We start from the raw sequence: 23,749 nt of genomic DNA on the forward strand, positions 1-23,749 counted from the left end.
GTTTTTTGCTATGTTTATGTTAACCATATGTAATGAGTAAGGCCGATGCGCAAATATTCCCTCAGCGAACAGGTTCGCCCGTTTCACTACCAGACAGACGGCATTAAACATAGCGTAAATATGAGGCAAATTGTCGCCTTGCGAGATTTCGCCGATGTGAAAACCGGCGACGAAGGCGGCTGGATCGATGATGAGGCCGCCCTGAGCCACGGCGGCGAGTGCTGGATTTATGACGCCAATAGCGCCGTTTTTGCCGGTGCGAAAATCGAGGGCAACGCGCGCTTAACCGGCGAGTGCATTATCAGCATGGGGGCGATCGTTAGCGATAATGCCCGACTGGATAGCGTACACGTTAGCCACTGTGCGCGATTAAGTGACAACGTCACCGCTTCGCATTCGCAGATTCGCGGTTATTGTCACCTGGCCGACAATGCGCGCATCCTCCCCCACTGTCATATTATCGCCGCCCGAGGCCTGACCGCCGACAATGATAAAATCCTGCGCATTTATCAGCGGGCGACGGTCAGCGCATCGCGAATCGTTCACCAGGCGCAAATTTACGGCGACGCCTTTGTCGAACACGCGTTTGTTGAGCATCGGGCGGAAATCTTCGACCAGGCGCGGCTGGAAGGCAACGATGAGAACGACGTCTGGGTCTGCGATAACGCCAGGGTATACGGGAACGCGAAGATTATCGCCGGTCGTGAAGAGGACGCCATCCCCACCCTGCGCTACAGTTCGCAGGTGGCTGAGCACGCGGTGGTCGAAGGAAATTGCCTGCTGAAGCATCGGGTGATGGTCGGCGGGCATGCGCACCTGCGCGGCGGGCCGATCCTGCTTGACGATAGCGTGTTAATTGAAGGCCATGCGGTCATTTGCGGCGATGTGGTGATTGAACATCAGGTGACGATCGGCGATCGGGCGCGAATTGAGGCCAGCGCGGGCGACGCCATTTATATCCGCGGGGAGAAAGTGATAAACGGCGACGAGCATTTTACCCGCACGCCCATCATCGGCTTTCTTTAACGCGTGGTTTATCAGCTTCACGCCCCTTTGCTCTGTTCCCGGGGGCGGCGCTCAACGCGCCTTGCCCGGGCTGCATGTCCGGACGGCCTGTAGCCCGGGTAAGGCGTCAGCCGCGACCCGGGAACTGCTCAGAGCGACAATCAATAATGCGCCCGTAGATATTCTGGTCATCATACGAACCGTTCAGATACTCGGCCTGCTTCAGACACCCTTCGAGGGTGAAACCGTTACGCAGGGCGACCTGATTGCTTCTCTGGTTTGCTACCCGACATTTAATGACGAAGCGTCGGACCGTCCCGCTGCGGGCAAAAGAGTCCATCAGCGCCTGTAGCGCCTGAGAGAGCAGCCCCTGCCCCTGATGGCTCTCATCAATCCAGTAGCCGATGTAGGCGGTCTTATTGATCGGCTCAATCTGGTTAAACGACAGCACGCCGACGATCTCTTCCTGCAGAAAGAGCAAAAACATTTTGGCGTAGCCGCGCTGGTGCAGCATCACGTTGCCCTGCACGTGGCGGCGGGTTTCGTCTTCGTGACTCACGTCAGCGGGCCAGCTCAGCGATTGCTGGAGCCAGCGCTGGTTTTTCATCACCAATTGGTGCAGTTCCGTCACGTAGCGCTCATCCACCGCGCGCAGAGAGAGCGATGCGGTGACGGGGATGCGTTCGATCGAAGCGGTATTTTCGGCAGACATGGCGCACTCTGATTAATCGTCTGATAAAAAGAGAAACGCCCGCAGAGTCACCTCGGCGGGCGGAGTGACGGGCTATTACTTCATGACCCGGTCATCGACATAGTTGCGTTTATCCGGCGCTGGCGGGAAGTACTGATACAGCCAGGTTTCGCTGATCGCCTCCCCCTGACAGCGCAGGAACATGCGCATCTCGACGGGGTCGGTCGAATCAGAGGTCGGGTACCAGTCAAACTGGATACGATAGCCATCAAACGGTTCCACGTAGAGAATCTCTATCTGTTTAGCTTCGCCGCTCGACAGGGTAATCACCGGCTCGATGCCTCTTGGCGCAACGGCCTTCAGGTCTCCGCCGACAAAATCAATGGCAAAACGACGGGTCCATTTATCCGGGTAATGCTCACCCGGCGCCCAGCCTTCAGGGAAACCGCCCATGCCGGTACGCGTCGCCAGCACCCGCGCCAGCGGCGAACGGACCGGCGGCTGCGCGCTCCAGTAGAGACGATAGCGGAAGTCCAGTTCATCCCCGGCCTTCACTGGTTTCTCCGGCTGCCAGAAGCACACGATATTGTCCAGCGTTTCGCCGGTCGTCGGGATCTCCATCAGGTTGACGGCCCCTTTGCCCCACTGGTTGCGCGGCTCCACCCACAGGCTTGGGCGTTTGTTATACCAGCCCATAATGTCCTGATAGTGGGAGAAGTCGCGGTCCAGCTGCAGCAGGCCAAAACCACGCGGATTTTTATCCTGGAAAGCGTTGAACTGCAGCTTCTGCGGGTTGTTCAGCGGACGGCACACCCATTCGCCGTTGCCCAGCCACATCGACAGGCGGTCGGAGTCGTGGATCTGCGGATGGATAGTGTCGCACATCCGCCGTTCGTTATTGCCGCAGCTGAACATACTGGTCATCGGCGCGATGCCCAGCTGTTTGATGTCTTTACGCGCGTAGATGTGGTTTTCCACATCCATAATCACCTGCGTCTCCTGACAGTTCACGACGAACTTATAGGCGCCGGTGACGCTTGGGCTGTCGAGCAGCGCATAGACGGTAAATACCGTCGCCCCCGGTTTAACGGTCTCAAACCAGAAAGAGGTGAAGTCAGGGAACTCTTCCGGCGTATCGGTAAAGGTATCGATCGCCAGGCCGCGGGCTGACAGTCCGTATTGATACGTGCTGTCCACCGCGCGGAAATAGCTCGCGCCGAGGAAGGCGACGATATCGCGACGCGCCAGCTCCGGCGCTTTAAATACGCGGAATCCGGCAAAGCCGAGATCGCTCTGGCCTTCCAGCTGTTTGGTGTCGACGCCGGCGTCATTATATTTAAACAGCTCAGGGCGGAAGTGAATTTCCCGCGCCTGCTGGGTTTGTGAATCCAGGGAGAACATCCGCACGCGGCGGCGGAACCCCATCCCCACGTGGAAGAACTGAATGTCCAGCTTGCGCTCTTCAATATTATTCCACAGCGAATGCGCAGCGTCGTACTGAATGCTGTTGTAGGCCTGGGGGGTCAGGTTTGCCAGGGTTGGCGGCAGATCGCGCGGCGCGCCGCCCCAGGGCTGACGCGCAAGATCGTGGGCCATCGACTGGAGTACGGAGTAGTCAAAGCGACGGGTCTGACCGTCGGCAATTCCTGAGTCCTCGGCGAATGCGGCTTTCGAGAATAGAGAGGCGACTCCTGACGTTCCGCATACGGCGGCAACAGCCATGGAGGATTTGAGAAAACGTCTGCGGTTCATGCCTGAGAGAGCATCCTTCTTCATATGTGAATTGAGACGCGACGTAACAAACCCATGCGTCGTGAATGTCGCTCACTCTAGACAAAAACGATTGATAATCCAATTGTTGACGGCAGAAATGCGTGAAAAAAATATGTCCACCGGACCAGACCGAATTGCCGATATCCACAGAGCGGCGATGATTCCGCCAGGCGGCGACGCTTCATACGAAATACAGCGCCAGCGAAACCTGAAGGGAAGCGGCCAGACGAACGCTGACCGCGAGAGCGACTATTTTTGCTGCAGAAGGTTAAAACTGGTCATCAGGTTGCGATAGTCCGGGATATGGTTAGAGAACAGCGTCCCTAGCCCTTCAACATCATTCCGCCAGTCGCGGTGTAGTTCGCAGGCAACGCCAAACCACGACATCAGCTGCACCCCAGCCTGCGACATACGATCCCAGGCGGCATCGCGGGTAATGGGGTTGAAGGTACCGGAAGCGTCGGTCACGACAAAGACATCAAAGCCCTCTTCGATGGCCGACAGCGCCGGAAATGCCACGCAGACTTCCGTCACCACCCCGGCGATGATCAGCTGCTTCTTGCCCGTCGCTTTCACCGCCTTCACAAAATCGTCGTTATCCCAGGCGTTAATATTGCCCGGCCGCGCGATATAGGGCGCATCCGGAAACTGCGCTTTTAACTCCGGCACCAGCGGACCGTTCGGACCGTTTTCGAAGCTGGTGGTTAAGATGGTCGGCAGAGCGAAGTACTTCGCCAGGTCGCCAAGGGCAAGGACGTTGTTCTTGAATTTATCGGGATCGATATCGCGCACGAGAGAGAGCAATCCGGTCTGGTGATCGACCAGCAGCACGGCGGCATCATTTTTATCCAGACGAACATACGGTTTGGCCATGATTTCATCCTCATTTCAGCAGCACATTTTCCGTCAGAACCCCGGTTCCGCGGATGTAGGGTTAACAGCACCGATCATAGTGTAACCACTGGCTGAGGATTAGCCGCCGAAAGTGGGACGCATCGTCCCACTGACAGAACGCGCAGCGGCTCAGGGCATCTTCCAGGCAACGTTAATCCAGGGTCACATGATGCTTCATCACCCGACGAAACAGCGCCAGCCGCGCGCGCATAAAGCGGTTTTCCACCTTAAAACCAGCGCGTTTATGCAGGCCAATACGCAACAAACGATCCCGACCGCGCACGCTGGCGGGCCAGCGCACCGGCCCCTGGAGATCGTGGCAGCCGTTACCGGCCACGCGGGCGAAGTTAGCCCAATAGTCGGCGACCTGGCCGGCAAAGGTCCGGTCGCGATCGTTAGCATACTGGCGTACCGGCTCGGCAAGATCGAGGTTGTCAAAAACGTATGCCACTTCATTCCCGTGCCATGCGCCGTGCGGATAGGTCTGATGTTCCGCCTCGGCAACGTAGTCAAACCAGTAGCGCCAGCACGGTTGTCCTACCCGCTGCTGCGCCTGCATCACCACGTAGCCCAGAGTGGTGAACGCCATATCGCGGCAGACTTCGCGCCCCAGCGCTTCATCGCCTTTGACGCCGGAATACAGCAGTTTAATCAGTCCGAGACCCAAGCGGCGTTCGCGGCGAAGCTTCTGAATCTGTCCGGCGATATCGACGCCAAACACCGCCATCACGCTGGCCTCATCGCTGTTTGAACCTATCATCACCGGCAGCGGATGCTGACGCCCGCTAAAAAAAGTTTCCAGCATCGGCTGGGGCAGCACGGTATCGCCAACAATCGGCGCCGGGCCGATGGTCAGCGGCGCGGTTAGCGACCAGAACGCCTCTGCCGGAATCGCCCGCAGCTGTTCGGCGCTGGCCTGCGGTAAAGCGAAGTGCTCAGCGATAAGCTGCCCTTTGGCCAGCGCCTTTTCCCGCGGCAGATCCGGCAAGGTATAGCCGCTCTGGATAATCGCTTTATGGAACAGTCCCCGGGATTTCGGCGAAACCATGAGCGACAGCACGCTGCGCGCCCCGGCGGACTCGCCGAACAGGGTGACGTTGGCCGCATCGCCGCCGAAAGCGTGAATGTTCTCCTGAACCCATTGCAGGGCGGCAATTTGGTCAAGCAGCGCGAAATTATAGATGCGCTCGCCCTCCTCTTCCTCCAGCGCCGGATGGGCAAAAAAGCCCAGGTGCCCCAGCCGGTAGTTGACGGTCACCACGACGACGTCACGGGAGGCTAAGGCTTTGCCGTCATAGGGCGGTAAACTTCCCGCGCCGATGGTATAGCCGCCGCCGTGCAGCCAGACCATCACCGGCAGCGGCTGCGCGCGCGAAGCGGGCGACCAGACGTTAAGGTAAAGGCAATCCTCGGAGAAGCTGCCAGGATCGCCGCCGCCGAGCTCACGACAGTATTCAATATCCTGCCAGCTGGAGGCCGAGAAAGTCTCCGCCCGGCGTACGCCCTGCCAGCGGGCGGCAGGCTGCGGCGCGCGCCAGCGGAGATCGCCGACGGGCGGCGCGGCATAGGGAATACCGCGCCAGATATGAATGTTCTCTTCCGAGGTGCCGGATAGAGTGCCCTGCCGGGTTTTCACCAGCGGGGTAGACGGATTCTGCATGGCCTGCTTCCTTTAACGACTCATGCCAGCAGAGTACTGATTTTACAGCAGACCGCAACGTCGTTTACTGCGCTCTTCCGCCTGCTGATAAAGGGCAAACTCATCGTAAACCGCACAGCCCAGCGCCTCCTCAAAGGCCTCGCGGCTGGCGTTGCCGTGGCTGCGGGCCTGTATCTCGTTACCCAGGTTAGACTGAAAAATCCCGGCGGCGCTGACCGGTAAAAAGTCTTCATAAATAATCGGTTGTGCGATAACCCAGCCGCGCTCAATCAACGGCTGCGGATCGTCGCCCGGACGAAAGGCCTGGCGGTGCGCCTCGCCGGCGGGCGTCAGGCGGTAGCGAAAGTACGCCAGCCCCTGCTGACGCAGCAGGAATTCGCTGTCCGGGAACGGGCTAAACACCTCCTGCAGATGACGCTGATGGTTAAGATTATCTTTGCCCACCCCCGCCTCGCTAAGCAGTCGGTCGTACAGAGCGCGGCCCTTGGGCGTCAAGGCGATGCCGCGCTGCTCTATTTCGCCAAAGCGCGCCGTATGGGTGCCTCGATGCTCCCCGGCAAACATCACCGGCTCTTCAAGGGCCTTAAAGCTGGTCTGGCGCAGCAAAATCGGCACATCGCGGCGCGGCGGGCCTTCTATTAACGCTTTCGGCGCGATACCGCATTCGGGCATCAGCGCCTGAACCCGGTCGATATCCAGCGTGCGCGGCGTCAGATGATTAATGTGGCAACCGGGGAAACAAACCACATCGGCAATCAGCCGGTGCTCTTCGTGCAGCGCGTGGTAGGTTTCCTCATCGACGGTGGCATGTCGATGCCAGCGAAAGGTTTCCAGCGCCTGCTGCACAAATTCACGCGCCTCCGCGGCGGTGAACTCCCCCTTCTGTTCATGAAGCGCGATCAGTTCGCGACAGCGCGACGTGAAGATATCGCGCCGGGCAAGAATTTCCGCCGCCCGCTTGCGCAACGCCTCATCGGCGATCAGCTCAAGACGCAGGAGCGAGGTAAAAACGCGAAACGGATTGCGCGCCAGCGCCGCGTCATCGATGGGGCGAAACGCGGTGGAGTGAACCGGCACGCCAGCCTGCGACAGATCGTAATAGCTAACGGGATACATGCCCATAATGGCAAACATGCGACGCAGGGTCGCCAGTTCCTCCGCCGTACCGACGCGGATCGCGCCGTGGCGCTCAACGTTTAGCCGCGCCAGCTCATCGGCGTTGGCCAGTTGTTCGTGCAGCGTCGGGTTATTCTCCAGTATGGCCAGGTTAACGTCGGCCACCAGCTCCAGTAGCGTCCCGTACTGCGGAACTTCCTGCTGGTACATCGCCGACATCGCCTGCGAAAAGCTTTCCCGAATCTCATCAGCCGTGATGGTGTTCGCCATGATGTCTTACCTCCAGTGAATTCTCCCTGGAGTGTAGGAAAGCTCTCTGAAGACGGCGGGAAGAATTTACAAACTGTGATGCCGGTAGCTGGCCGGTTTCTTTTCATCCGCTCACTTCATAACCACCGGTTATGTTAAACACCCTTTAATTTCACTTTAAATTAACAAAGCATTTACACACACTGCAAGTGGCGACATTACAACAACATGCCTCTCTACCGATAACACGGAGTCCCCTCATGAATGATAAATGGTCACCGCGCGAGGTCCTGCATCGCGACTACAGTAGCCATCCACCCGCCTACGCGCCGGGCTATAAAACCAGCGTACTGCGCTCGCCGCGCAATGCGCTCATTTCCCTGCAGAATTCACTTTCGGAGATCACCGGCCCGGTGTTCAGCAGCGACGATCTCGGCGCGCTCGATAACGACCTGATCCTCAACTACGCCAAAGACGGCCTGCCGATTGGCGAGCGGATTATCGTGCACGGCTACGTTCGCGATGGGTTTGGCCGGCCGATGAAAAATACGCTGGTCGAAGTCTGGCAGGCTAACGCGGGCGGCCGCTACCGGCATAAGAAAGATCAATATCTGGCGCCTATCGACCCGAACTTTGGCGGCTGCGGACGCGTGCTGACCGACGAGAACGGCTACTATTGTTTCCGCACCATCAAGCCCGGCCCCTACCCGTGGCGCAACCAGGTCAGCGACTGGCGTCCGGCGCATATTCACTTTTCGCTTTCCGGCGACGCCTGGGCGCAGCGTCTGATCACCCAGATGTATTTCGAGGGCGATCCGCTGATTAAACAGTGCCCTATTGTCAAAACCATCAATAACGATGATGCCATCAGAACGCTGATCGCCGAGCTGGATACCCATGCCGCCGTCCCGCTGGACTCTCTGGCCTACCGTTTTGATCTCGTGCTGCGCGGTCATCGCGCAACGCTGTTTGAAAACCGCACGCAGGGGGCCGCCCGATGAGAGATTTTTTACCTGAAACCGCTTCGCAAACCGCCGGTCCTTATGTGCATATCGGCCTGGCGCCGGACGCCGCGGGCTTTCATATCTTTGAGAGAAACTTTGGCCCGACGCTGACGACGGCCGACACCGAGGGCGAACGCATTACTATTGAAGGCAGAGTCATCGACGGCTCCGGCACCCCGGTGCGCGATGTGCTGCTGGAAATCTGGCAGGCCAACGCCGCCGGGCGCTATAACCATCCCGACGACCGACAGCAGGGTAAGAAGCTGGATACGGCGTTTCGCGGCTGGGGACGCAGCTGCTCGGACTTCACCAGCGGCGTCTGGCGCTTCGAAACCATTAAACCCGGGGCCGTTGTGGGCCGCGATGGTCGCACCATGGCGCCGCACGTCAATTTATGGGTGGTCGCCCGCGGGATTAATATTGGCCTCAACACGCGGATGTACTTCTCCGACGAACAGGATGCCAACCAGGCCGACCCGGTGCTGAATCTGATTGAGTGGGAAGTGCGCCGCCAGACCCTCATCGCCCAGCGCGAGGTGCGCGGGACGGAGATCGTCTATCGCTTCGATATTCATCTGCAGGGCGAAAACGAAACCGTCTTCTTCGATATCTGAGTTTTCACTTCCTTTTTCCGCCCCTGTTGACCGGGGGCGGTACTTTACGGCAATGCCAATAAAATCAACTTGTAAAATAATAATATAAAATGTTAATAATATTTTGCTATGAAGTTAACAATTTTAAACACCCTTACTTGTCACCGGTACACCTCTGTTTTTAACATTGATTATGCAAAAAAATGGTCTTTTCAGTCAGCGCATTCGCTTGCGCCATCTACATACCTTCGTGGCCGTCGCTCAACAGGGAACTCTTGGGCGCGCGGCTGAAACCCTCAATCTGAGCCAACCGGCCTTATCCAAAACGCTGAACGAACTGGAGCAGCTCACCGGTACGCGGCTGTTTGAGCGTGGGCGGCTGGGCGCGCAGCTGACGCTGGTCGGCGAACAGTTTCTCACCCATGCGGTTAAAGTGCTCGACGCGCTCAATACCGCGGGTCAGGCGCTCAATCGTAAAGAAGGCCTCAACAGCGATATCGTACGCATCGGAGCGCTCCCCACCGCCGCGCTGGGGATCCTGCCCTCGGTGATCGGCCAATTCCATCAGCAGCAAAAAGATATCACCCTTCAGGTCGCCACCATGAATAACACCATGCTGCTGGCGGGGCTAAAATCGGGAGAAATCGATATCGGCATCGGGCGGATGTCCGATCCGGAGTTGATGAGCGGGTTGAACTATGAACTGCTATTTCTCGAATCCCTGAAGCTGGTGGTTCGTCCGGGTCACCCGCTGCTGCAGGAAACCGTCACGCTGAGTCGGGTCATGGAGTGGCCGGTAGTGGTTTCGCCTAAAGGCACGCTGCCGCGACAGAACGCCGAAACCCTGCTGCAAAGCCAGGGCTGCAAAATTCCCACTGGCTGCATCGAGACGCTGTCGGCTTCCCTGTCGCGTCAGCTCACCGTCGACTATGACTACGTATGGTTTGTCCCCTCCGGCGCGGTTAAAGACGACCTGCGTCGTGGGATGCTGGCCGCGCTACCGGTGCCCACCCAGGGCGCGGGTGAACCAATAGGGATCCTCACGCGGGTGGACGCCACGCTCACTGCGGGTACGCAAACCCTGCTCAGCGCCATTCGTAAATCCATGCCCGTCTGAACACGATCTCCCCGGCTTCGCCCGTCGGGGAGAGATAATCCGCCCGTTTTCCCTGCTGCTGCCCGGTATTATTCATCAAAATAATCAATTAGTGCGAAGTCATTCATTAACAATTGCGTAAATTTCTTTAACAGATCTATCATATCCGCGATTTCACCAAATGGTTCACATGAAATCAATAACAGTAAAAACCCCGCTTTTATGAAGGCTACTATCACTTCATTCAAAAGAGTTCACTTGAAAAATTGATTCATCTGGTTCACGCCTGTTCAGGGGTGGTTAAGGAGAAAAAATGGCAACTGACAACGCGCCGCGAGGGTTCCCCCGGATCCTGCAGTGGCTTCTCGCCGGGCTGATGCTGATCATCGGTCTGGCTATCGGTATTCTTGGTGCGAAGCTCGCCTCCGTCGGCGGGACGTTCTATTTTGCGCTGATGGGCCTGGTGATGGTTATCGCCGCGGCGCTCATCTTCCGCAGCCGCCGCGGCGGCATCATGCTGTACGCCGTTGCGTTTGTCGCATCGATCGTCTGGGCGATTAGCGACGCGGGCTGGACCTACTGGCCGCTATTCTCCCGCCTGTTCGCGCTCGGGGTCCTGGCCTTCCTTTGCGCGCTGGTCTGGCCGTTCCTTTCCCGCCAGCCGGCGAAAAAAGGGCCGGCGTTTGGCCTGGCTGCGGTGATCGCCGTGGCGCTGCTGGTCAGTTTCGCCTGGATGTTCAAATCCCAGCCGCTGGTCAGCGCCAGCGAAGCGGTGCCGGTCAAACCGGTCGCCGCGGACGAGCAGCAGAAAAACTGGGCGCACTGGGGCAACACCACCCACGGCGACCGTTTCGCCGCCCTCGACCAGATTAACAAACAGAACGTCGACCAGCTGCAGGTCGCCTGGATCGCCCATACCGGCGATATTCCGCAGAGCAATGGCTCCGGCGCGGAAGATCAGAACACCCCGCTGCAGATTGGCGATACGCTTTACGTCTGTACGCCCTACAGTAAAGTGCTGGCGCTGGATGTCGATAGCGGCAAAGAGAAGTGGCGCTACGATTCAAAAGCCACCGCCCCCAACTGGCAGCGCTGCCGTGGTTTAGGCTATTACGAAGATAGCCAGGCTCAGGTTTCCCCGGCCGCCGACGCGCAGCCGGCCGCCTGCTCCCGTCGCCTGTTCCTGCCTACCACCGACGCCCGTCTGATCGCTATTGATGCCGACAACGGCAAACTGTGCGACGCCTTTGGCGACCACGGTATCGTTGATCTGAGCATTGGCATGGGCGAGATCAAAGCGGGTTACTACCAGCAAACCTCCACGCCGCTGGTGGCGGGTAATGTCGTGGTCGTTGGCGGTCGCGTGGCGGATAACTTCTCCACCGGCGAGCCTCCGGGCGTCGTTCGCGCCTATGACGTCCACACCGGGAAACTGGCGTGGGCATGGGATCCGGGCAACCCGGCGCTGACCGGCGAACCGCCGGCAGGCCAGACCTATACGCGCGGCACGCCGAACGTCTGGTCGGCCATGTCCTACGACGCGAAGCTGAATCTGATTTATCTGCCGACCGGTAACGCGACGCCGGACTTCTTTGGCGGCGAACGTACCGCGCTTGACGATAAATACAGTTCATCCATCGTGGCCGTTGACGCCACGACCGGCCAGGTCCGCTGGCATTATCAGACCACCCATCACGATCTGTGGGACTTCGACCTGCCTTCCCAGCCGCTGCTGTACGATCTGCCTGACGGTAAAGGCGGCACCACGCCGGTGCTGGTGCAAACCAGTAAGCAGGGCATGATCTTTATGCTTAACCGCGCCACCGGTGAACCGGTCGCTAAAGTCGAAGAACGTCCGGTACCGGCCGGCAACGTTAAAGGCGAGCGTTACTCGCCTACCCAGCCTTACTCCGTCGGTATGCCGATGATTGGCAACGAGACGCTGACCGAGTCGGATATGTGGGGCGCGACGCCTGTCGACCTGCTGCTGTGCCGCATCCAGTTTAAAGAGATGCGCCACCAGGGCGTCTTCACCCCGCCGGGCGAGGATCGTTCGCTGCAGTATCCCGGCTCGCTGGGCGGGATGAACTGGGGCAGCGTGTCGGTTGACCCGAATAACAGCCTGATATTCGTCAACGATATGCGCCTTGGCCTCGCCAACTATATGGTGCCGCGCGCCAAAGTGGCGAAGGACGCCAGCGGTATCGAAATGGGGATCGTGCCGATGGAAGGCACGCCGTTCGGCGCCATGCGCGAGCGTTTCCTGTCGCCGTTGGGCATTCCATGCCAGAAACCACCGTTCGGCACTCTGTCAGCGGTTGATTTGAAAACCGGCAAACTGGTGTGGCAGGTTCCGGTAGGCACCGTTGAGGACACCGGCCCGCTGGGGATCCGCATGCATATGCCAATCCCTATCGGCATGCCGACGCTGGGCGCGTCGTTATCAACCCAGTCCGGTCTGCTGTTCTTTGCGGGCACCCAGGACTTCTACCTGCGCGCGTTTGATACCGCCAACGGGAAAGAGATCTGGAAATCGCGTCTGCCGGTCGGCAGCCAGTCCGGGCCGATGACCTACGTATCGCCGAAAACCGGTAAACAGTACATCATCATCAACGCGGGCGGCGCTCGCCAGTCGCCGGATCGCGGCGATTACATCATCGCCTACGCGCTCCCGGAGCAGAAGTAACCCTCGGGCCCCAATCGGGGCCCTTTTTTGCTGGCAAAGTACGTAGCCAGGGCATTGCCCGATAGCGCGATATAAAAATCGTCTTCGCATCTCCCCCCAGCAAGCCATTCTTATTCCGTCATGTTATTATTGCGAATGGTTATCAATAATAAATACTGAACAAGGATAATGGATGAAGCGTTCAACCTGCCGCCTGCTCGCAGGCGCCATCATGTCGATAGCGGCCGCCTCAGCTCAGGCTTTACAAGCCCCGGAAGTGGACCTGCGCGATCCGGCGATTTGGGAGGAGAAAGCGGCGTCTCCGCTCACCGCTCACCCGCAGCCCTGCGAGGTGTTCAGCGGCCCGCACTGCGCGGTCTGGGATGATGAGAAGTCGGATATTCAGCGCGAACGAGAGCGGCGGGAACAGCGGCGCTGGCAGAATGGTTATGAAAACCTGCGGCGGGAATAATCCCGCTTAAACGATAACCCGGGCACGCCCGGGTTATTTATTACCTGAAAATCAATTCTCGCCGAAATGAATAACGGTACGAATGGATTTACCTTCGTGCATCAGGTCAAAGGCTTCGTTGATGCGGTCCAGCGGCATGCGGTGGGTAATAAACGGGTCGAGGCGGATTTTGCCCGCCATCGCCTCTTCTACCATTCCCGGCAGCTGCGTGCGCCCTTTCACGCCGCCGAACGCGGAGCCGCGCCAGACGCGCCCGGTCACCAGTTGGAATGGACGGGTTTTAATCTCCTGACCCGCGCCAGCGACGCCGATAATCACGCTTTCGCCCCAGCCTTTGTGGCAGCATTCCAGCGCGGCGCGCATCACGTTGACGTTACCGATACACTCGAAGCTGAAGTCGACGCCGCCGTCGGTGAGTTCAACAATCACATCCTGAACCGGCTTATCGTAATCATTCGGGTTGATAAAGTCGGTGGCACCCATCTCTCTCGCGAGGGTGAATTTTTCCGGGTTGGTATCCACCGCCAGAATGCGCCCGGCTTTCGCCTGTACCGCCCCCTGGATCACCGCCAGACCGATCCCGCCGAGGCCGAAGACGGCGACGGTATCGCCCTCTTTTACTTTCGCCGTATTGTGCACCGCGCCGATGCCGGTCGTGACGCCGCAGCCCAGCAGGCAAACTTTGTCCAGCGGCGCCTGCGGGTTCACTTTCGCCAGCGAAATTTCAGCCACCACGGTGTATTCGCTGAAGGTGCTGGTGCCCATATAGTGATAAATCGGTTCGCCGTTGTAGGAGAAACGCGTGGTGCCGTCCGGCATCAGGCCCTTACCCTGGGTGGCGCGGACCGCCTGGCAGAGGTTGGTTTTGCCTGATTTACAGAACTTACATTCGCGGCATTCAGCGGTATACAAAGGAATAACGTGGTCGCCCGGCTGCAGGCTGGTCACGCCTTCCCCGACTTCGACGACAATCCCGCCGCCTTCATGGCCCAGCACCGCCGGGAAAACGCCTTCCGGATCGTCGCCTGAGAGGGTAAAGGCATCGGTGTGGCATACGCCGGTATGGGTGATCTTGACCAGCACTTCGCCTTTTTTCGGCGGCGCGACGTCAATCTCTACGATTGAAAGCGGCTGGCCCGGGCCAAACGCGACGGCTGCACGTGATTTCATATCTCTCTTCCTCGTGGTGATTTTATTTTAAATAGGATCGTAGCAGATGCCCGACTTCCGCCATTCTGGCGGCGCGCTGATCGGGCGTCGTTTCGCCGCTAACCAGTTCATCCTGCAGGTGAATTTCCACCATCTCCCCCATCAGGCCGTTAGCGGCGCCGCGTATTGAGGCGATTTGCTGCAGAATGGTCATACAGGGTTCGCCGGATTCCAGCGCCCGCTCGAGCGCTTCAACCTGGCCACGAATGCGCCTTACCCGGCTGAGGGCACGCTTTTTATCTTCAGGTGAATGTGGCATGGTGACGCCCTCCATATCATATAGGGGGGTATACTATATTTATTGTTGCCGTGAGGCAAATGCGTTCGCCGCTTTAACCGTAGCATAGCGGCGAGAATTTGCGCTTAGCTGAAGTTGAGGCTCCCGAAGAAAGAGACAAAAAAACCCGCCGAAGCGGGTTTATCGAGGTTTAACGCCTGCGCGGCATCATCCGCAGCAGCGTGTTATCTTTCCACAAATAGTGGTGCATCAGCGCCGCCAGCGCGTGCAGGCCGATAATAAAGTAGCCGGTATTGGCCAGCAGCTCATGCCACGCTTTCAGGGTATCCACCAGCTCAAAGTCGCTTTCCGCCGCGTGCGGCATGGTCAGGCCAAAAGCGAACCAGGGGTTGCCGCGGTAGTACATCATGACCATGCCGATGGCCGGCAGCGCGATAAACAGCAGATAGATAACCAGATGCCCAAGATGCGCGAAGCCGGTCATCATCGGCGACGGTTTAGGCACAATCGGCGGCGTCGGGGATTTGAGGCGCACCAACAGACGCACCGCCATCAGAACAAAAATTGAAATCCCGCAGGAGACGTGGATCATATTAATCATGGGCCGCGCGCTGCGGGGGAAAAAGCCCCGCAGCTCCATCGCCGCGTAAGCGCCAATCACTAAAAAAAAGACCAGCCAGTGGATGCCTATTTGCAGACCAGAGTATTTATCGCGCATGAGAAACCCTTAATAAAACGGTGATATCGCCAACATAAACACCTTTTATTAAAAATTCATTAACTTTTACGTACTTATAAAAAAACAATTGTCGGTTTCGCGCAGATAAAGCAAAAGCAGCGGGTTACCTGCGGCGCGGCAATACGAGGAACCTATACCTCAACCTTGACGCTGTATATAATCACAGTACAATACGGTCTGCTATTACCATTAATGGGATAAAAAATGTTCGTAGAGCTGATTTATGACAAGAGAAATTTCGAAGGATTAGCTGGCGCTAAAGAGATCATTCTGACGGAATTGACGAAGCGAGTGCATCGCATTTTTCCCGATGCCGACGTTCGCGTTAAACCGATGATGACGCTGGCCTCCATCAATACCGACGCCAGCAAGCACGAGAAAGAGCAGATCAGCCGCGCCGTGCAGGAAATGTTCGAAGAAGCTGACATGTGGATGCAGGAAGATTAACGGGCGACATTCGAGGAAATAATGAATACCTTCACCATCATGGCTATCCCCTTCTTCGCCGCAGCGATCGTTATGCTGACGCTGGGGGCAACCAGGAAAAGTCGTGCCTGCGCTATCGTGGGCGGCGTTTTGCTGGCCGCGACCGTGGTAAACGCGGTGACGGGCATGGCGCTACAGGGCGGGTAACAGAATGAGTTTTGTTTGGTACATGGCGCTGATATGCGTTGCGATCGCGTATCTCATGATGCGCTTCCTTCCTGTTTAACCCCGGGTTTGCGCATACCCGGGCTTCAAATAGCGTTCTTTTTACCGGCGGGATCATAACCCCTTACGCACCAGCGTCGCCGCCTGTTTAAAAATCTCATCCTCGACGCCGTCCCCCTTCTGTCTTCCCAACCTCACCAGTTCTTCGACAATACTTTCCCGGTTAATAGGCTTCTGCTCAGAAACCAGACCAATGACCGCCGCGCCGATGGCAAGACCAATCAGCCCCGTTTGTTCGTCTTTGTTCTTCATCGTTCCGCTCCGTTATGCCCGAAAAAAGTTTAGCAGCCGCATCCGCGACTGCAACCCGAGCATCCGCAGGCTTTGGCGCCAGCGAAAACGGCTTCAGAGGACATGCGGATGCCGGGTCAGACAAAGCCAGCCTCCGGCTCGTTAGCCTGTTGCGGGACGCTAAAAAGTGTGAAGTTGATCAAAAACAACAAAATGACGCTCTGAGAGGCGTATTTGTATTACCGCCGCGCCGGGACAGCCCGGAGCGTGACGACACGATGATGAAAAGGAGAAAAAACCATGATCACATACGATCGTAACCGCAATCCTATTACCAACGGCAGCCAGGTGATGATTAATGGGACGGGCAAAACCGGTAAAATTATCGCTATCCATTCTACGGGTTTGACCCCAGCCCAGCTGCGTCGTAATAAGACTGTTGAAGTTGAAGGGGCTGAAGGGAAGTTCGAACCGGTTGAACTGATCCGCCTTGGCCTCCACTAAGGAGGCGACAGCCGCTGCGGCATCGCCCAAACGCCGACTATCGGCTGGCGACGCCCGGCGGTTCTACTACCGACGTTCCGCGCCATGGCTGCTCTTCGCCTGATACATGCGCCGGTCCGCCACCGCGACGATCTCATTGAGGCTATGATGCGCAGCGGGATCGTATTCAACGCAGCCCCATGAGAACGCCAGCTGCCACGGATTGCCCGCCTGCTGATTGTACTCCGCGACGTTCTTGCTAAGCTGCTCCATCGCCAGGCCCGCGGTCTGCTGCGAGGTATTGGCAAGCAGGATGATAAATTCGTCGCCGCCCTGCCTGGCAATTAAATCCGACTCTCTGAAGGTGGCCTTCATCAAATCGGCAATCGCCCTCAGGGCTTTATCTCCCTGTTCATGACCCCAGGTATCGTTAATCAGCTTAAAGCGATCGAGATCGATAAAGATGAGGCTCGCTGGTTCATTCCGCCGTCTGGCGGTCAGCAGCGCGTACTCCGCTAACGACATAAAGCCCCGGCGGTTGAACAGCCCCGTCAGCTCGTCGGCGGTCGCCGCGTCCAGCACCTTGAATTCATCTTCAACGATGGCGGCCAGGTCGCTTAAGATTTGTATTTCATGAACGGAGAAAGCGCGCGGCTTGTGATCCATCAGACAGAACGCGCCTACCGTCGCGCCGTCAGGCAGTTGCACCGGGTAGCCGGCATAAAAGCGGATAAAAGGCGCTTCGGTGACCAGCGGGTTATCGTGAAAGCGCAGGTCCTGCTGCAGGTCGTTGACGATTAAAGGGTCGGTCTGCAGGATAGTATGCGCGCAGAATGTTATATCCCTCGGCAGGGTATCCACTTCCAGTCCGGCGCAGGATTTTACGTGCAGGGTATTTTCCCCCACGAGGCTAATCGAAGCCACCGGTAGATCGTAGAGCGTACGCGCAAGCCTGGTCAGGCGATCGAAACGCTCTTCTTTTCCGCTGTTTAATAATCCGGATGTCCGCAGCGATTGCAGACGGCGCAGTTCATCTGGATGAAGTCCGGCTAATTTCAATTTTTCTCTCTTACGTTATCAGGATAGATGACGCAGCGCTTACCAATGAAACGCGCATCAGGCTGTTAACAGACGATTCACATGTGTTATCTGATGAGTTAAGCATATATCGCTGGCTCGTCAAACGAGACTTCAGGCGCGCTCCGCCGCGGCCCACTCCCTCAGCTTCGCTTTCAGCCACTGGCTCGCGCCGCGCTGCCCGCTCCGCTTATGTGAATAGATTTTCACCTCGAATGGCGGAACCTCAAACGGTAGTTCAAAAACCTTCAACTTCGCCGCGCCGAGCATTTTTTCCGCTGCCGAGCGCGGTATCGCCATAAGCAGTTCACTTTGCGCAATAATGAAGGGCGCGCTCAGCATAGAGGGCGTTTTGATGGTGATATGCCGCGCAAACCCCATTTTCGCGAGCTGTACGTCGAGAACCCCCTGGCTTTCATTCCACGGGGTAACCACCAGATGCTGGGCTGCCAGGTAATCCGCCAGCGTTAGCCGGGACCGGCCGGCGTGGCTTATCGCAACATAATCATCTTTCAGCCAGCAGATCTCATCCAGCTCCGGATGCTCTGCTTCATTCAGGGCGCTAAACCCCAGCGCTAAATCCACCTCGCCGGCCAGCAGTTCCGTCAGCGCCGGGCTGTGCGGCAGATAGCGCAGCTCGAAACGCAGGCCGGGCGCCTGTTGCTGTAGCCTGGGCATCAGCGTCGGGAAAACGCACTGCGCGGTGAAATCCGTGATCGCTATCTGTAAGCAGTCGGTACTGGCTGAGGCGACAAACTTCGGCTGCGGGGTCAGCTCCTGATCTAAAAACGTTAACGCCGAGGCAATAGAAGGCGCGAGCTGGGTGGCGAACACGCTGGGGCACATACGATGCCCTTCGCGATAGAAAAGCGGGTCATTGAGCGCGGCGCGCAGCCTGGACAGCGCGTGACTTAACGCCGAGGTGCTCATCGCCAGCTCTTCCGCCGCCAGGCGCACCGAACGATAGCGGTAGACCGCCTCGAATACCGGCAGCAGGTTCAAATCAAGACGGCGAAGGGCTGGATGCATAATATTCATCATTACGTGATTTCATTGCACTTAATTCTTCTAACCTTAACGTTTATGCTTTGCGGTATCAAACTTACGATGGCACAACAGGTAATCCAATGAATATGACCATTCGTCAGGCCAGCCCGGCGGACGCAAAAGCAATTTATGACATGATTTACGAGCTGGCGGTGTATGAAAAGGCGCCGGAACAGGTGGTCACCACGGTTGAGGAAATCCAGGCTTCGCTTTTCGCCAGCGACAGCAAAACGGAAGCGTTAATCTGCGAGATTGACAATAAGATCGCCGGCTACGCGGTGTTCTTTACCAGCTATTCCACCTGGCTCGGCCGCAACGGCATCTATATGGAAGATCTCTACATCACCCCCGAGTTTCGCGGCCGCGGCGCAGGAAAAGCGCTCCTGAAAACCATCGCTCAGCTGGCGGTAAAAAGAGAGTGCGGTCGCCTGGAGTGGAGCGTGCTCGACTGGAACCAGCCGGCCATTGATTTTTATCTGAGCATTGGCGCCGTTGCGCAAAGTGAGTGGGTTCGCTATCGCCTTGACGGCGCTGCGCTTACCGCTTTTGCTGAACTGGGCAGGGCCGCCGACTAGTCCGCCATCAGGCGGGTCCTTCTCTGGCCCGCCTTTTCACTCCGTTGCCAATATGCCCCTGGCGTATAAAGCTGAAACAAAAAATTATTACCCCTTAACGCCCCGCCCGCAACCCGCCGAATTTATTCACTTTTCCGTTCGCGTTTTTATCAGCATTTAACGGCGCCAAATAAATCGCTGGTTGCCCTATCCCGACGGCTGAACTAAGCCTGGAGAAGTTTTCACCTGACCTGGAGATTCTTCATGAGCAAACTTGGGATTAATGGATTTGGGCGTATTGGACGTTTAGTACTGCGCCGGTTACTGGAGGTCGACAGCCCTTTAGAGGTCGTGGCGATTAACGACCTGACATCACCTAAAGTGCTGGCCTACCTGTTAAAGCATGATTCAAACTACGGTCCTTTCCCATGGAGCGTGGATTTTACGGAAGATGCGCTGATCGTTGATGGCAAAAAAATTACCGTTTATGCGGAAAAAGAGGCTCAGCATATTCCGTGGAAAGCGGTAGGCGCCGAGCTGATTGTCGAGTGTACGGGTTTTTATACCTCCGCGGAGAAAGCGCAAGCGCATCTGACCGCCGGGGCTAAAAAAGTGCTGATTTCCGCGCCCGCTGGCGATATGAAAACCATTGTCTATAACGTTAACGACGACACGCTGGACGCCAACGATACGATTATTTCCGTGGCCTCCTGCACCACCAACTGCCTGGCGCCGATGGCGAAAGTGCTCCATGACGCCTTTGGTATAAAGGTGGGGACCATGACCACTATTCACGCCTATACCGGTACGCAATCGCTGGTTGACGGCCCGCGCGGCAAGGATTTGCGCGCTTCCCGCGCCGCGGCGGAAAATATCATTCCGCATACTACCGGGGCGGCGAAAGCCATTGGGCTGGTTATTCCCGAGCTTAGCGGCAAGCTGAAGGGCCACGCCCAGCGCGTACCGACCAAAACCGGGTCGGTGACTGAGCTGGTGTCAGTGCTGGAGAAAAAGGTCTCCGCCGAAGAAGTCAATCAGGCGATGAAAAACGCGGCGGCGAACAACGAATCATTCGGTTATACCGAAGAGGAGATCGTTTCGTCGGACGTTATCGGCAGCCATTTCGGTTCCATTTATGATGCCACGCAGCTGGAGATTGCTGAGGTTGGCGATCTGCAGCTGGTGAAAACCGTGGCCTGGTACGATAACGAGTATGGCTTCGTTACCCAGCTTATCCGGGTGCTGGATAAATTCGCGAAGTAAGGCGCAGACTACTCGGCACGCATAGCCCGGGTAAGGCGTCAGCCGCGACCCGGGGGGTGGGACGGTCTGCGGGCTGGGTAGCCGGACAGATACACAGCATCGCCTCCAGGAAATGATGCCATCCTGCGCTCTGCTCCCGGGGGCGGCGCGGAGCGCCTTGCCCGGGCTACAGGTACGTGCGGCCTGCGTTTGGGTAGCCCGGGTAAGGCGTCAGCCACGACCCGGGGGACAGCCTGCGGGCTGGGTAGCCCGGACAGATGCGCAGCATCGCCTCCGGGAAACGCTGCCGCTCCTCTGCTAAATCAGGCCTGCAGATAGACCACCTGAGTTTGCAGATACTCATTCAGGCCGTGACGTCCGTCGGCGCCGCCGATGCCCGATTTACGCCATCCGGCATGGAAACCCTGCATCGCTTCGAAGTTTTCGCGGTTAATATAGGTTTCGCCAAACTTCAGCCCCTTAATCGCCTTCATCGCGACGTTCAGGTCGCGGGTATAGATTGACGACGTCAGCCCATAATCGCTGTCGTTGGCCATCGCCAGCGCCTCTTCAAGGGTATCAAACGCCACCACCGGTAGCACCGGACCGAATGTCTCTTCATGCACGATATCCATCTCCTGGCGCACGTCCAGCAGCAGCGTCGGCGGATAAAAATAGCCCCTGCCCGTCACCGCTTTCCCGCCAAGGGCGACGCGCGCGCCCTGGGCGACCGCTTTTGCCACCTTCTGCTCAACGCGCGCCAGCGCGGCGGCGTTAATCAACGGCCCCATCGCGATATCGTCCCGTGCCACCGGATCGCCAAACTGCACCGCCTTCAGCGCTTCGCCAAGGCGATTAACGAAGCGATCGTAAATGCCCTTTTGCACATATACGCGCTCAACGCAGTTACACACCTGCCCGCTATTAATGACCCGAGAATCCACCACCGCCTTAACCGCCAGCTCCAGATCCGCATCGTCCATCACGATAGCGGGCGCTTTCCCGCCCAGCTCCAGACACACTTTAGTGATGTTTTTCGCCGCCGCGGCCATAATCTTCTCGCCCGCGGCAACGCTGCCGGTCATGCTGACCATCGCCACTTTCGGATTGCCTGCCAGCTCCTGGCCTACGGTTTCTCCGCGGCCCAGCACCAGGTTAAAGACCCCTTTCGGCAGACCGATATCATGGACGATTTGCGCAAAAGCGATGGCGTTATTCGGCGTAAATTCACTCGGTTTAATGACGATGGTATTGCCGGTAATCAGCGCCGGCGCCAGCTTACGGGCAATCAGGAAGAACGGAAAATTCCACGGCAGGATGCCGGTCGTCACACCCAGCGCGCGCTTAAATACCAGAATGTTCTCCCCCGGGCGGTCGCTCTGCACAATTTCACCTTCATAACGGCGCGCCCACTCGGCCATATAATCAAGATAATCGGCGGTAAAAGAGACCTCCACCGCCGCCAGCTGCTGGATTTTTCCGCCCTCAGCGACGATCAGCGCGGCGATCTCTTCCGCACGTTCGCGGATACCGGCGGCGATTTTGCGCAGCCATCCCGCGCGCTCAATCGCTGGCAGGGCCTCCCAGTCCGGCTGCGCGCGCTCGGCGGCGAGAATCGCGCGCCGCGCATCCTCCGCGCTGCCGTCGGGGATCCGCGAAAGCAGCGCTTCCGTTGCCGGGTTGATCACATCAATCCACGCATCACCGCGGCCGGGTTCAAACTGGCCGTCAATATACATAGGGTGTTGAACGGGTGCTGTCATGGTCTGCTCCTCAGGATTATTGTTTTTAACAGGTGAACTAGATGTTAAAAATTATCGTCCGTCAGGCAAAGAGACAGCATGAGGGCTTGTTTTTGTGAGATATTTCATAAAAAGAGACGAAGCTAACGCGCAAAAAATCACAATTCAATAACACGAGCTGCCCGTTTGCGATACCGCCAACGCAAACGGGCAAATTTCCCGACGCGGCGACCAGGCCATGCGTCCAGAGAAGGGAGAAACGCGGAGCGGCAGCGATGAAAAGCGCTTTATGGTTACCTAAGCCAGCTGCCGCGCGCTTAGCGCATCGGAGAGCAGGCGGTCGTCGCGCAGCGTCTGCCACGCCTGAGCAATGTGCGGCGGAATATCCACATGGGCGATAAAACCCTTGCCCAACGGGCCGTAACCCTGCGGGTTATCCGCCAGCCGCGGCGGCTCGCCGAGGATCAGCGCCAGATAGCGCCCCACCGGCCACAGCCCACTATCTTCCCCGCAAAACGTGACACCGTCACGCCCGTTGCACAATACTGGCGCGCACCCCGGCGTGCTGTACCACGTCGGCGCTCGCGGGGCGTCTTGCCAGACGCGGGCAAACGTCGCCATCGTTCTGCGCTGCATGGTCGGATCCTGAATCACCACGCCCGTACGATGGGCAATGCCCCTCTCCTCAAGCATTTGCCGGGTAAAGTGCGCGTTCTCTCCGCAGTTGGTGGAGCGATCCTCCACCACGATGTGTTCGCGCGGAATAGCCCAGAACTGATGGGCGATGTCGGCCAGGATATGCGCTTCGGCGCGATCCCTTACCGCAATGGCGCGGTAGCGCGGGTCGTTCAACACCGACTGGTATAAAAACGAAGTGGAGTGACCGATACCGCCGCTGATCAGCAGCGGAACCGCGTGCCGCGCCGCCAGCCGGCAGGCGAAATCGATGGTCGGGATCACCGCGTTGCCAGCCAGCACCACCACCTCTATGTGCGGGTCACGGGGCAAATCATCCTGCGCCAGCCAGGCGCCCAGCTGGTTCGCCGCGGCCAGTACCGCCTCGGGTAGCGATGGAAAATGTTCTGACATGTTCTCTCCTGTTAACACTCTCAGCCGTAGATTAGCGGCCACCATCTTAGACGCTGGCGCGAACTTTGGGTAATAAAGCGCAAATAGCGCACCCACGCCTCTTAAGCAACAAAGTCAACACATCTGAATAGCGTTTTATTCACTTTTTGAAGAGGGTCAAGAATCTAAT

At 57.7% G+C, this 23,749-nt stretch carries 24 protein-coding genes; 11 read left to right on the top strand and 13 right to left on the bottom strand.

Features of this window, described 5'->3' with window-relative positions:
- The first annotated feature begins 45 nt into the window (after positions 1-45).
- Positions 46-1,026: a YdcK family protein gene (gene ydcK / locus GUC22_RS14030; protein ID WP_148865477.1), complete on the top strand. Its 981-nt coding sequence runs from the start codon at positions 46-48 to the stop codon at positions 1,024-1,026.
- Between the two features lie 106 nt (positions 1,027-1,132).
- Here the strand turns inward: ydcK and rimL are convergent, their stop codons facing one another.
- The 5 genes from rimL to GUC22_RS14055 all read right to left on the bottom strand — a co-directional run bounded on the left by rimL (position 1,133) and on the right by GUC22_RS14055 (position 7,409).
- Positions 1,133-1,717: a 50S ribosomal protein L7/L12-serine acetyltransferase gene (gene rimL, locus GUC22_RS14035; RefSeq protein ID WP_004138964.1), complete on the bottom strand. Its 585-nt coding sequence runs from the start codon at positions 1,715-1,717 to the stop codon at positions 1,133-1,135.
- 75 nt (positions 1,718-1,792) lie between these two features.
- Positions 1,793-3,448 carry a glucan biosynthesis protein D gene (locus GUC22_RS14040; RefSeq protein ID WP_148865475.1) on the bottom strand — a complete coding sequence of 552 codons (1,656 nt, stop codon included), beginning with the start codon at positions 3,446-3,448 and terminating at the stop codon, positions 1,793-1,795.
- 270 nt (positions 3,449-3,718) lie between these two features.
- On the bottom strand, positions 3,719-4,342 hold the full coding sequence (gene ycaC, locus GUC22_RS14045) for an isochorismate family cysteine hydrolase YcaC (protein WP_004138968.1): 624 nt from the start codon (positions 4,340-4,342) through the stop codon (positions 3,719-3,721).
- 172 nt (positions 4,343-4,514) lie between these two features.
- A complete protein-coding gene (locus tag GUC22_RS14050) occupies positions 4,515-6,023 on the bottom strand; it encodes a carboxylesterase/lipase family protein (RefSeq protein ID WP_049086042.1) in 1,509 nt (502 codons plus the stop codon).
- A gap of 42 nt (positions 6,024-6,065) precedes the next feature.
- The gene (locus GUC22_RS14055; protein WP_049090336.1) at positions 6,066-7,409 is read right to left on the bottom strand and encodes a VOC family protein; all 1,344 of its coding nucleotides are present in this window, start codon (positions 7,407-7,409) and stop codon (positions 6,066-6,068) included.
- 239 nt (positions 7,410-7,648) lie between these two features.
- Here GUC22_RS14055 and pcaH point away from each other — a divergent pair, with 239 nt between their 5' ends.
- The 5 genes from pcaH (at position 7,649) to GUC22_RS14080 (ending at position 13,218) form a co-directional block, all read left to right on the top strand.
- Complete coding sequence (gene pcaH / locus GUC22_RS14060; RefSeq protein ID WP_004850552.1) at positions 7,649-8,389, top strand: protocatechuate 3,4-dioxygenase subunit beta; 741 nt, start codon at positions 7,649-7,651, stop codon at positions 8,387-8,389.
- Positions 8,386-9,006, top strand: a complete 621-nt coding sequence (gene pcaG / locus GUC22_RS14065) for a protocatechuate 3,4-dioxygenase subunit alpha (RefSeq protein ID WP_064342605.1) — start codon at positions 8,386-8,388, stop codon at positions 9,004-9,006. Before pcaH ends, pcaG begins: the two co-directional genes overlap by 4 nt.
- Before the next feature lie 172 nt (positions 9,007-9,178).
- Entirely contained in the window at positions 9,179-10,102 is a 924-nt protein-coding gene (locus tag GUC22_RS14070) for a LysR substrate-binding domain-containing protein (RefSeq protein WP_004138972.1), read from the top strand.
- 292 nt (positions 10,103-10,394) lie between these two features.
- On the top strand, positions 10,395-12,767 hold the full coding sequence (locus GUC22_RS14075; RefSeq protein WP_049090334.1) for a glucose/quinate/shikimate family membrane-bound PQQ-dependent dehydrogenase: 2,373 nt from the start codon (positions 10,395-10,397) through the stop codon (positions 12,765-12,767).
- Between the two features lie 172 nt (positions 12,768-12,939).
- A complete protein-coding gene (locus tag GUC22_RS14080) occupies positions 12,940-13,218 on the top strand; it encodes a hypothetical protein (RefSeq protein ID WP_004138973.1) in 279 nt (92 codons plus the stop codon).
- Between the two features lie 51 nt (positions 13,219-13,269).
- Here the strand turns inward: GUC22_RS14080 and GUC22_RS14085 are convergent, their stop codons facing one another.
- The 3 genes from GUC22_RS14085 to cybB all read right to left on the bottom strand — a co-directional run bounded on the left by GUC22_RS14085 (position 13,270) and on the right by cybB (position 15,383).
- Positions 13,270-14,388: an S-(hydroxymethyl)glutathione dehydrogenase/class III alcohol dehydrogenase gene (locus tag GUC22_RS14085; protein ID WP_024358286.1), complete on the bottom strand. Its 1,119-nt coding sequence runs from the start codon at positions 14,386-14,388 to the stop codon at positions 13,270-13,272.
- A 22-nt stretch (positions 14,389-14,410) separates the two neighbouring features.
- Positions 14,411-14,686 (bottom strand): metal/formaldehyde-sensitive transcriptional repressor, encoded by a 276-nt coding sequence (locus tag GUC22_RS14090; RefSeq protein WP_004101746.1) that lies wholly within the window; start codon positions 14,684-14,686, stop codon positions 14,411-14,413.
- Positions 14,687-14,855: 169 nt separating this feature from the next.
- On the bottom strand, positions 14,856-15,383 hold the full coding sequence (gene cybB / locus GUC22_RS14095) for a cytochrome b561 (protein WP_024358287.1): 528 nt from the start codon (positions 15,381-15,383) through the stop codon (positions 14,856-14,858).
- 225 nt (positions 15,384-15,608) lie between these two features.
- Between cybB and GUC22_RS14100 the strand changes: the two genes are divergently transcribed.
- On the top strand, positions 15,609-15,851 hold the full coding sequence (locus GUC22_RS14100; protein ID WP_004120890.1) for a DinI-like family protein: 243 nt from the start codon (positions 15,609-15,611) through the stop codon (positions 15,849-15,851).
- A gap of 21 nt (positions 15,852-15,872) precedes the next feature.
- Entirely contained in the window at positions 15,873-16,037 is a 165-nt protein-coding gene (locus GUC22_RS27290; RefSeq protein WP_004138979.1) for a hypothetical protein, read from the top strand.
- A 132-nt stretch (positions 16,038-16,169) separates the two neighbouring features.
- On the opposite strand, the gene GUC22_RS14105 is transcribed toward GUC22_RS27290, so the two are convergent.
- Entirely contained in the window at positions 16,170-16,367 is a 198-nt protein-coding gene (locus tag GUC22_RS14105) for a hypothetical protein (RefSeq protein WP_004138981.1), read from the bottom strand.
- A gap of 279 nt (positions 16,368-16,646) precedes the next feature.
- Here GUC22_RS14105 and ydfZ point away from each other — a divergent pair, with 279 nt between their 5' ends.
- Positions 16,647-16,850 carry a putative selenium delivery protein YdfZ gene (gene ydfZ, locus GUC22_RS14110; protein ID WP_004138983.1) on the top strand — a complete coding sequence of 68 codons (204 nt, stop codon included), beginning with the start codon at positions 16,647-16,649 and terminating at the stop codon, positions 16,848-16,850.
- A 66-nt stretch (positions 16,851-16,916) separates the two neighbouring features.
- On the opposite strand, the gene GUC22_RS14115 is transcribed toward ydfZ, so the two are convergent.
- Both GUC22_RS14115 and GUC22_RS14120 read right to left on the bottom strand, forming a co-directional pair.
- The gene (locus GUC22_RS14115; RefSeq protein ID WP_024358288.1) at positions 16,917-17,888 is read right to left on the bottom strand and encodes a sensor domain-containing diguanylate cyclase; all 972 of its coding nucleotides are present in this window, start codon (positions 17,886-17,888) and stop codon (positions 16,917-16,919) included.
- 132 nt (positions 17,889-18,020) lie between these two features.
- A complete protein-coding gene (locus GUC22_RS14120; RefSeq protein ID WP_165775020.1) occupies positions 18,021-18,944 on the bottom strand; it encodes a LysR family transcriptional regulator in 924 nt (307 codons plus the stop codon).
- A gap of 89 nt (positions 18,945-19,033) precedes the next feature.
- On the opposite strand from GUC22_RS14120, the gene GUC22_RS14125 reads away from it, so the two are divergent.
- Positions 19,034-19,528, top strand: coding sequence for a GNAT family N-acetyltransferase (locus GUC22_RS14125; RefSeq protein WP_024358290.1), 495 nt, complete (start codon positions 19,034-19,036; stop codon positions 19,526-19,528).
- Between the two features lie 243 nt (positions 19,529-19,771).
- On the top strand, positions 19,772-20,770 hold the full coding sequence (gene gap, locus GUC22_RS14130) for a type I glyceraldehyde-3-phosphate dehydrogenase (RefSeq protein WP_102649860.1): 999 nt from the start codon (positions 19,772-19,774) through the stop codon (positions 20,768-20,770).
- 302 nt (positions 20,771-21,072) lie between these two features.
- Here the strand turns inward: gap and aldA are convergent, their stop codons facing one another.
- The gene (gene aldA / locus GUC22_RS14135; protein ID WP_131930055.1) at positions 21,073-22,512 is read right to left on the bottom strand and encodes an aldehyde dehydrogenase; all 1,440 of its coding nucleotides are present in this window, start codon (positions 22,510-22,512) and stop codon (positions 21,073-21,075) included.
- Positions 22,513-22,788: 276 nt separating this feature from the next.
- Complete coding sequence (locus GUC22_RS14140) at positions 22,789-23,580, bottom strand: YdcF family protein (RefSeq protein WP_024358293.1); 792 nt, start codon at positions 23,578-23,580, stop codon at positions 22,789-22,791.
- Positions 23,581-23,749 lie beyond the last annotated feature (169 nt).

The organism is Klebsiella sp. MPUS7 (genome assembly GCF_009905335.1).
Taxonomy (GTDB): domain Bacteria; phylum Pseudomonadota; class Gammaproteobacteria; order Enterobacterales; family Enterobacteriaceae; genus Klebsiella; species Klebsiella grimontii.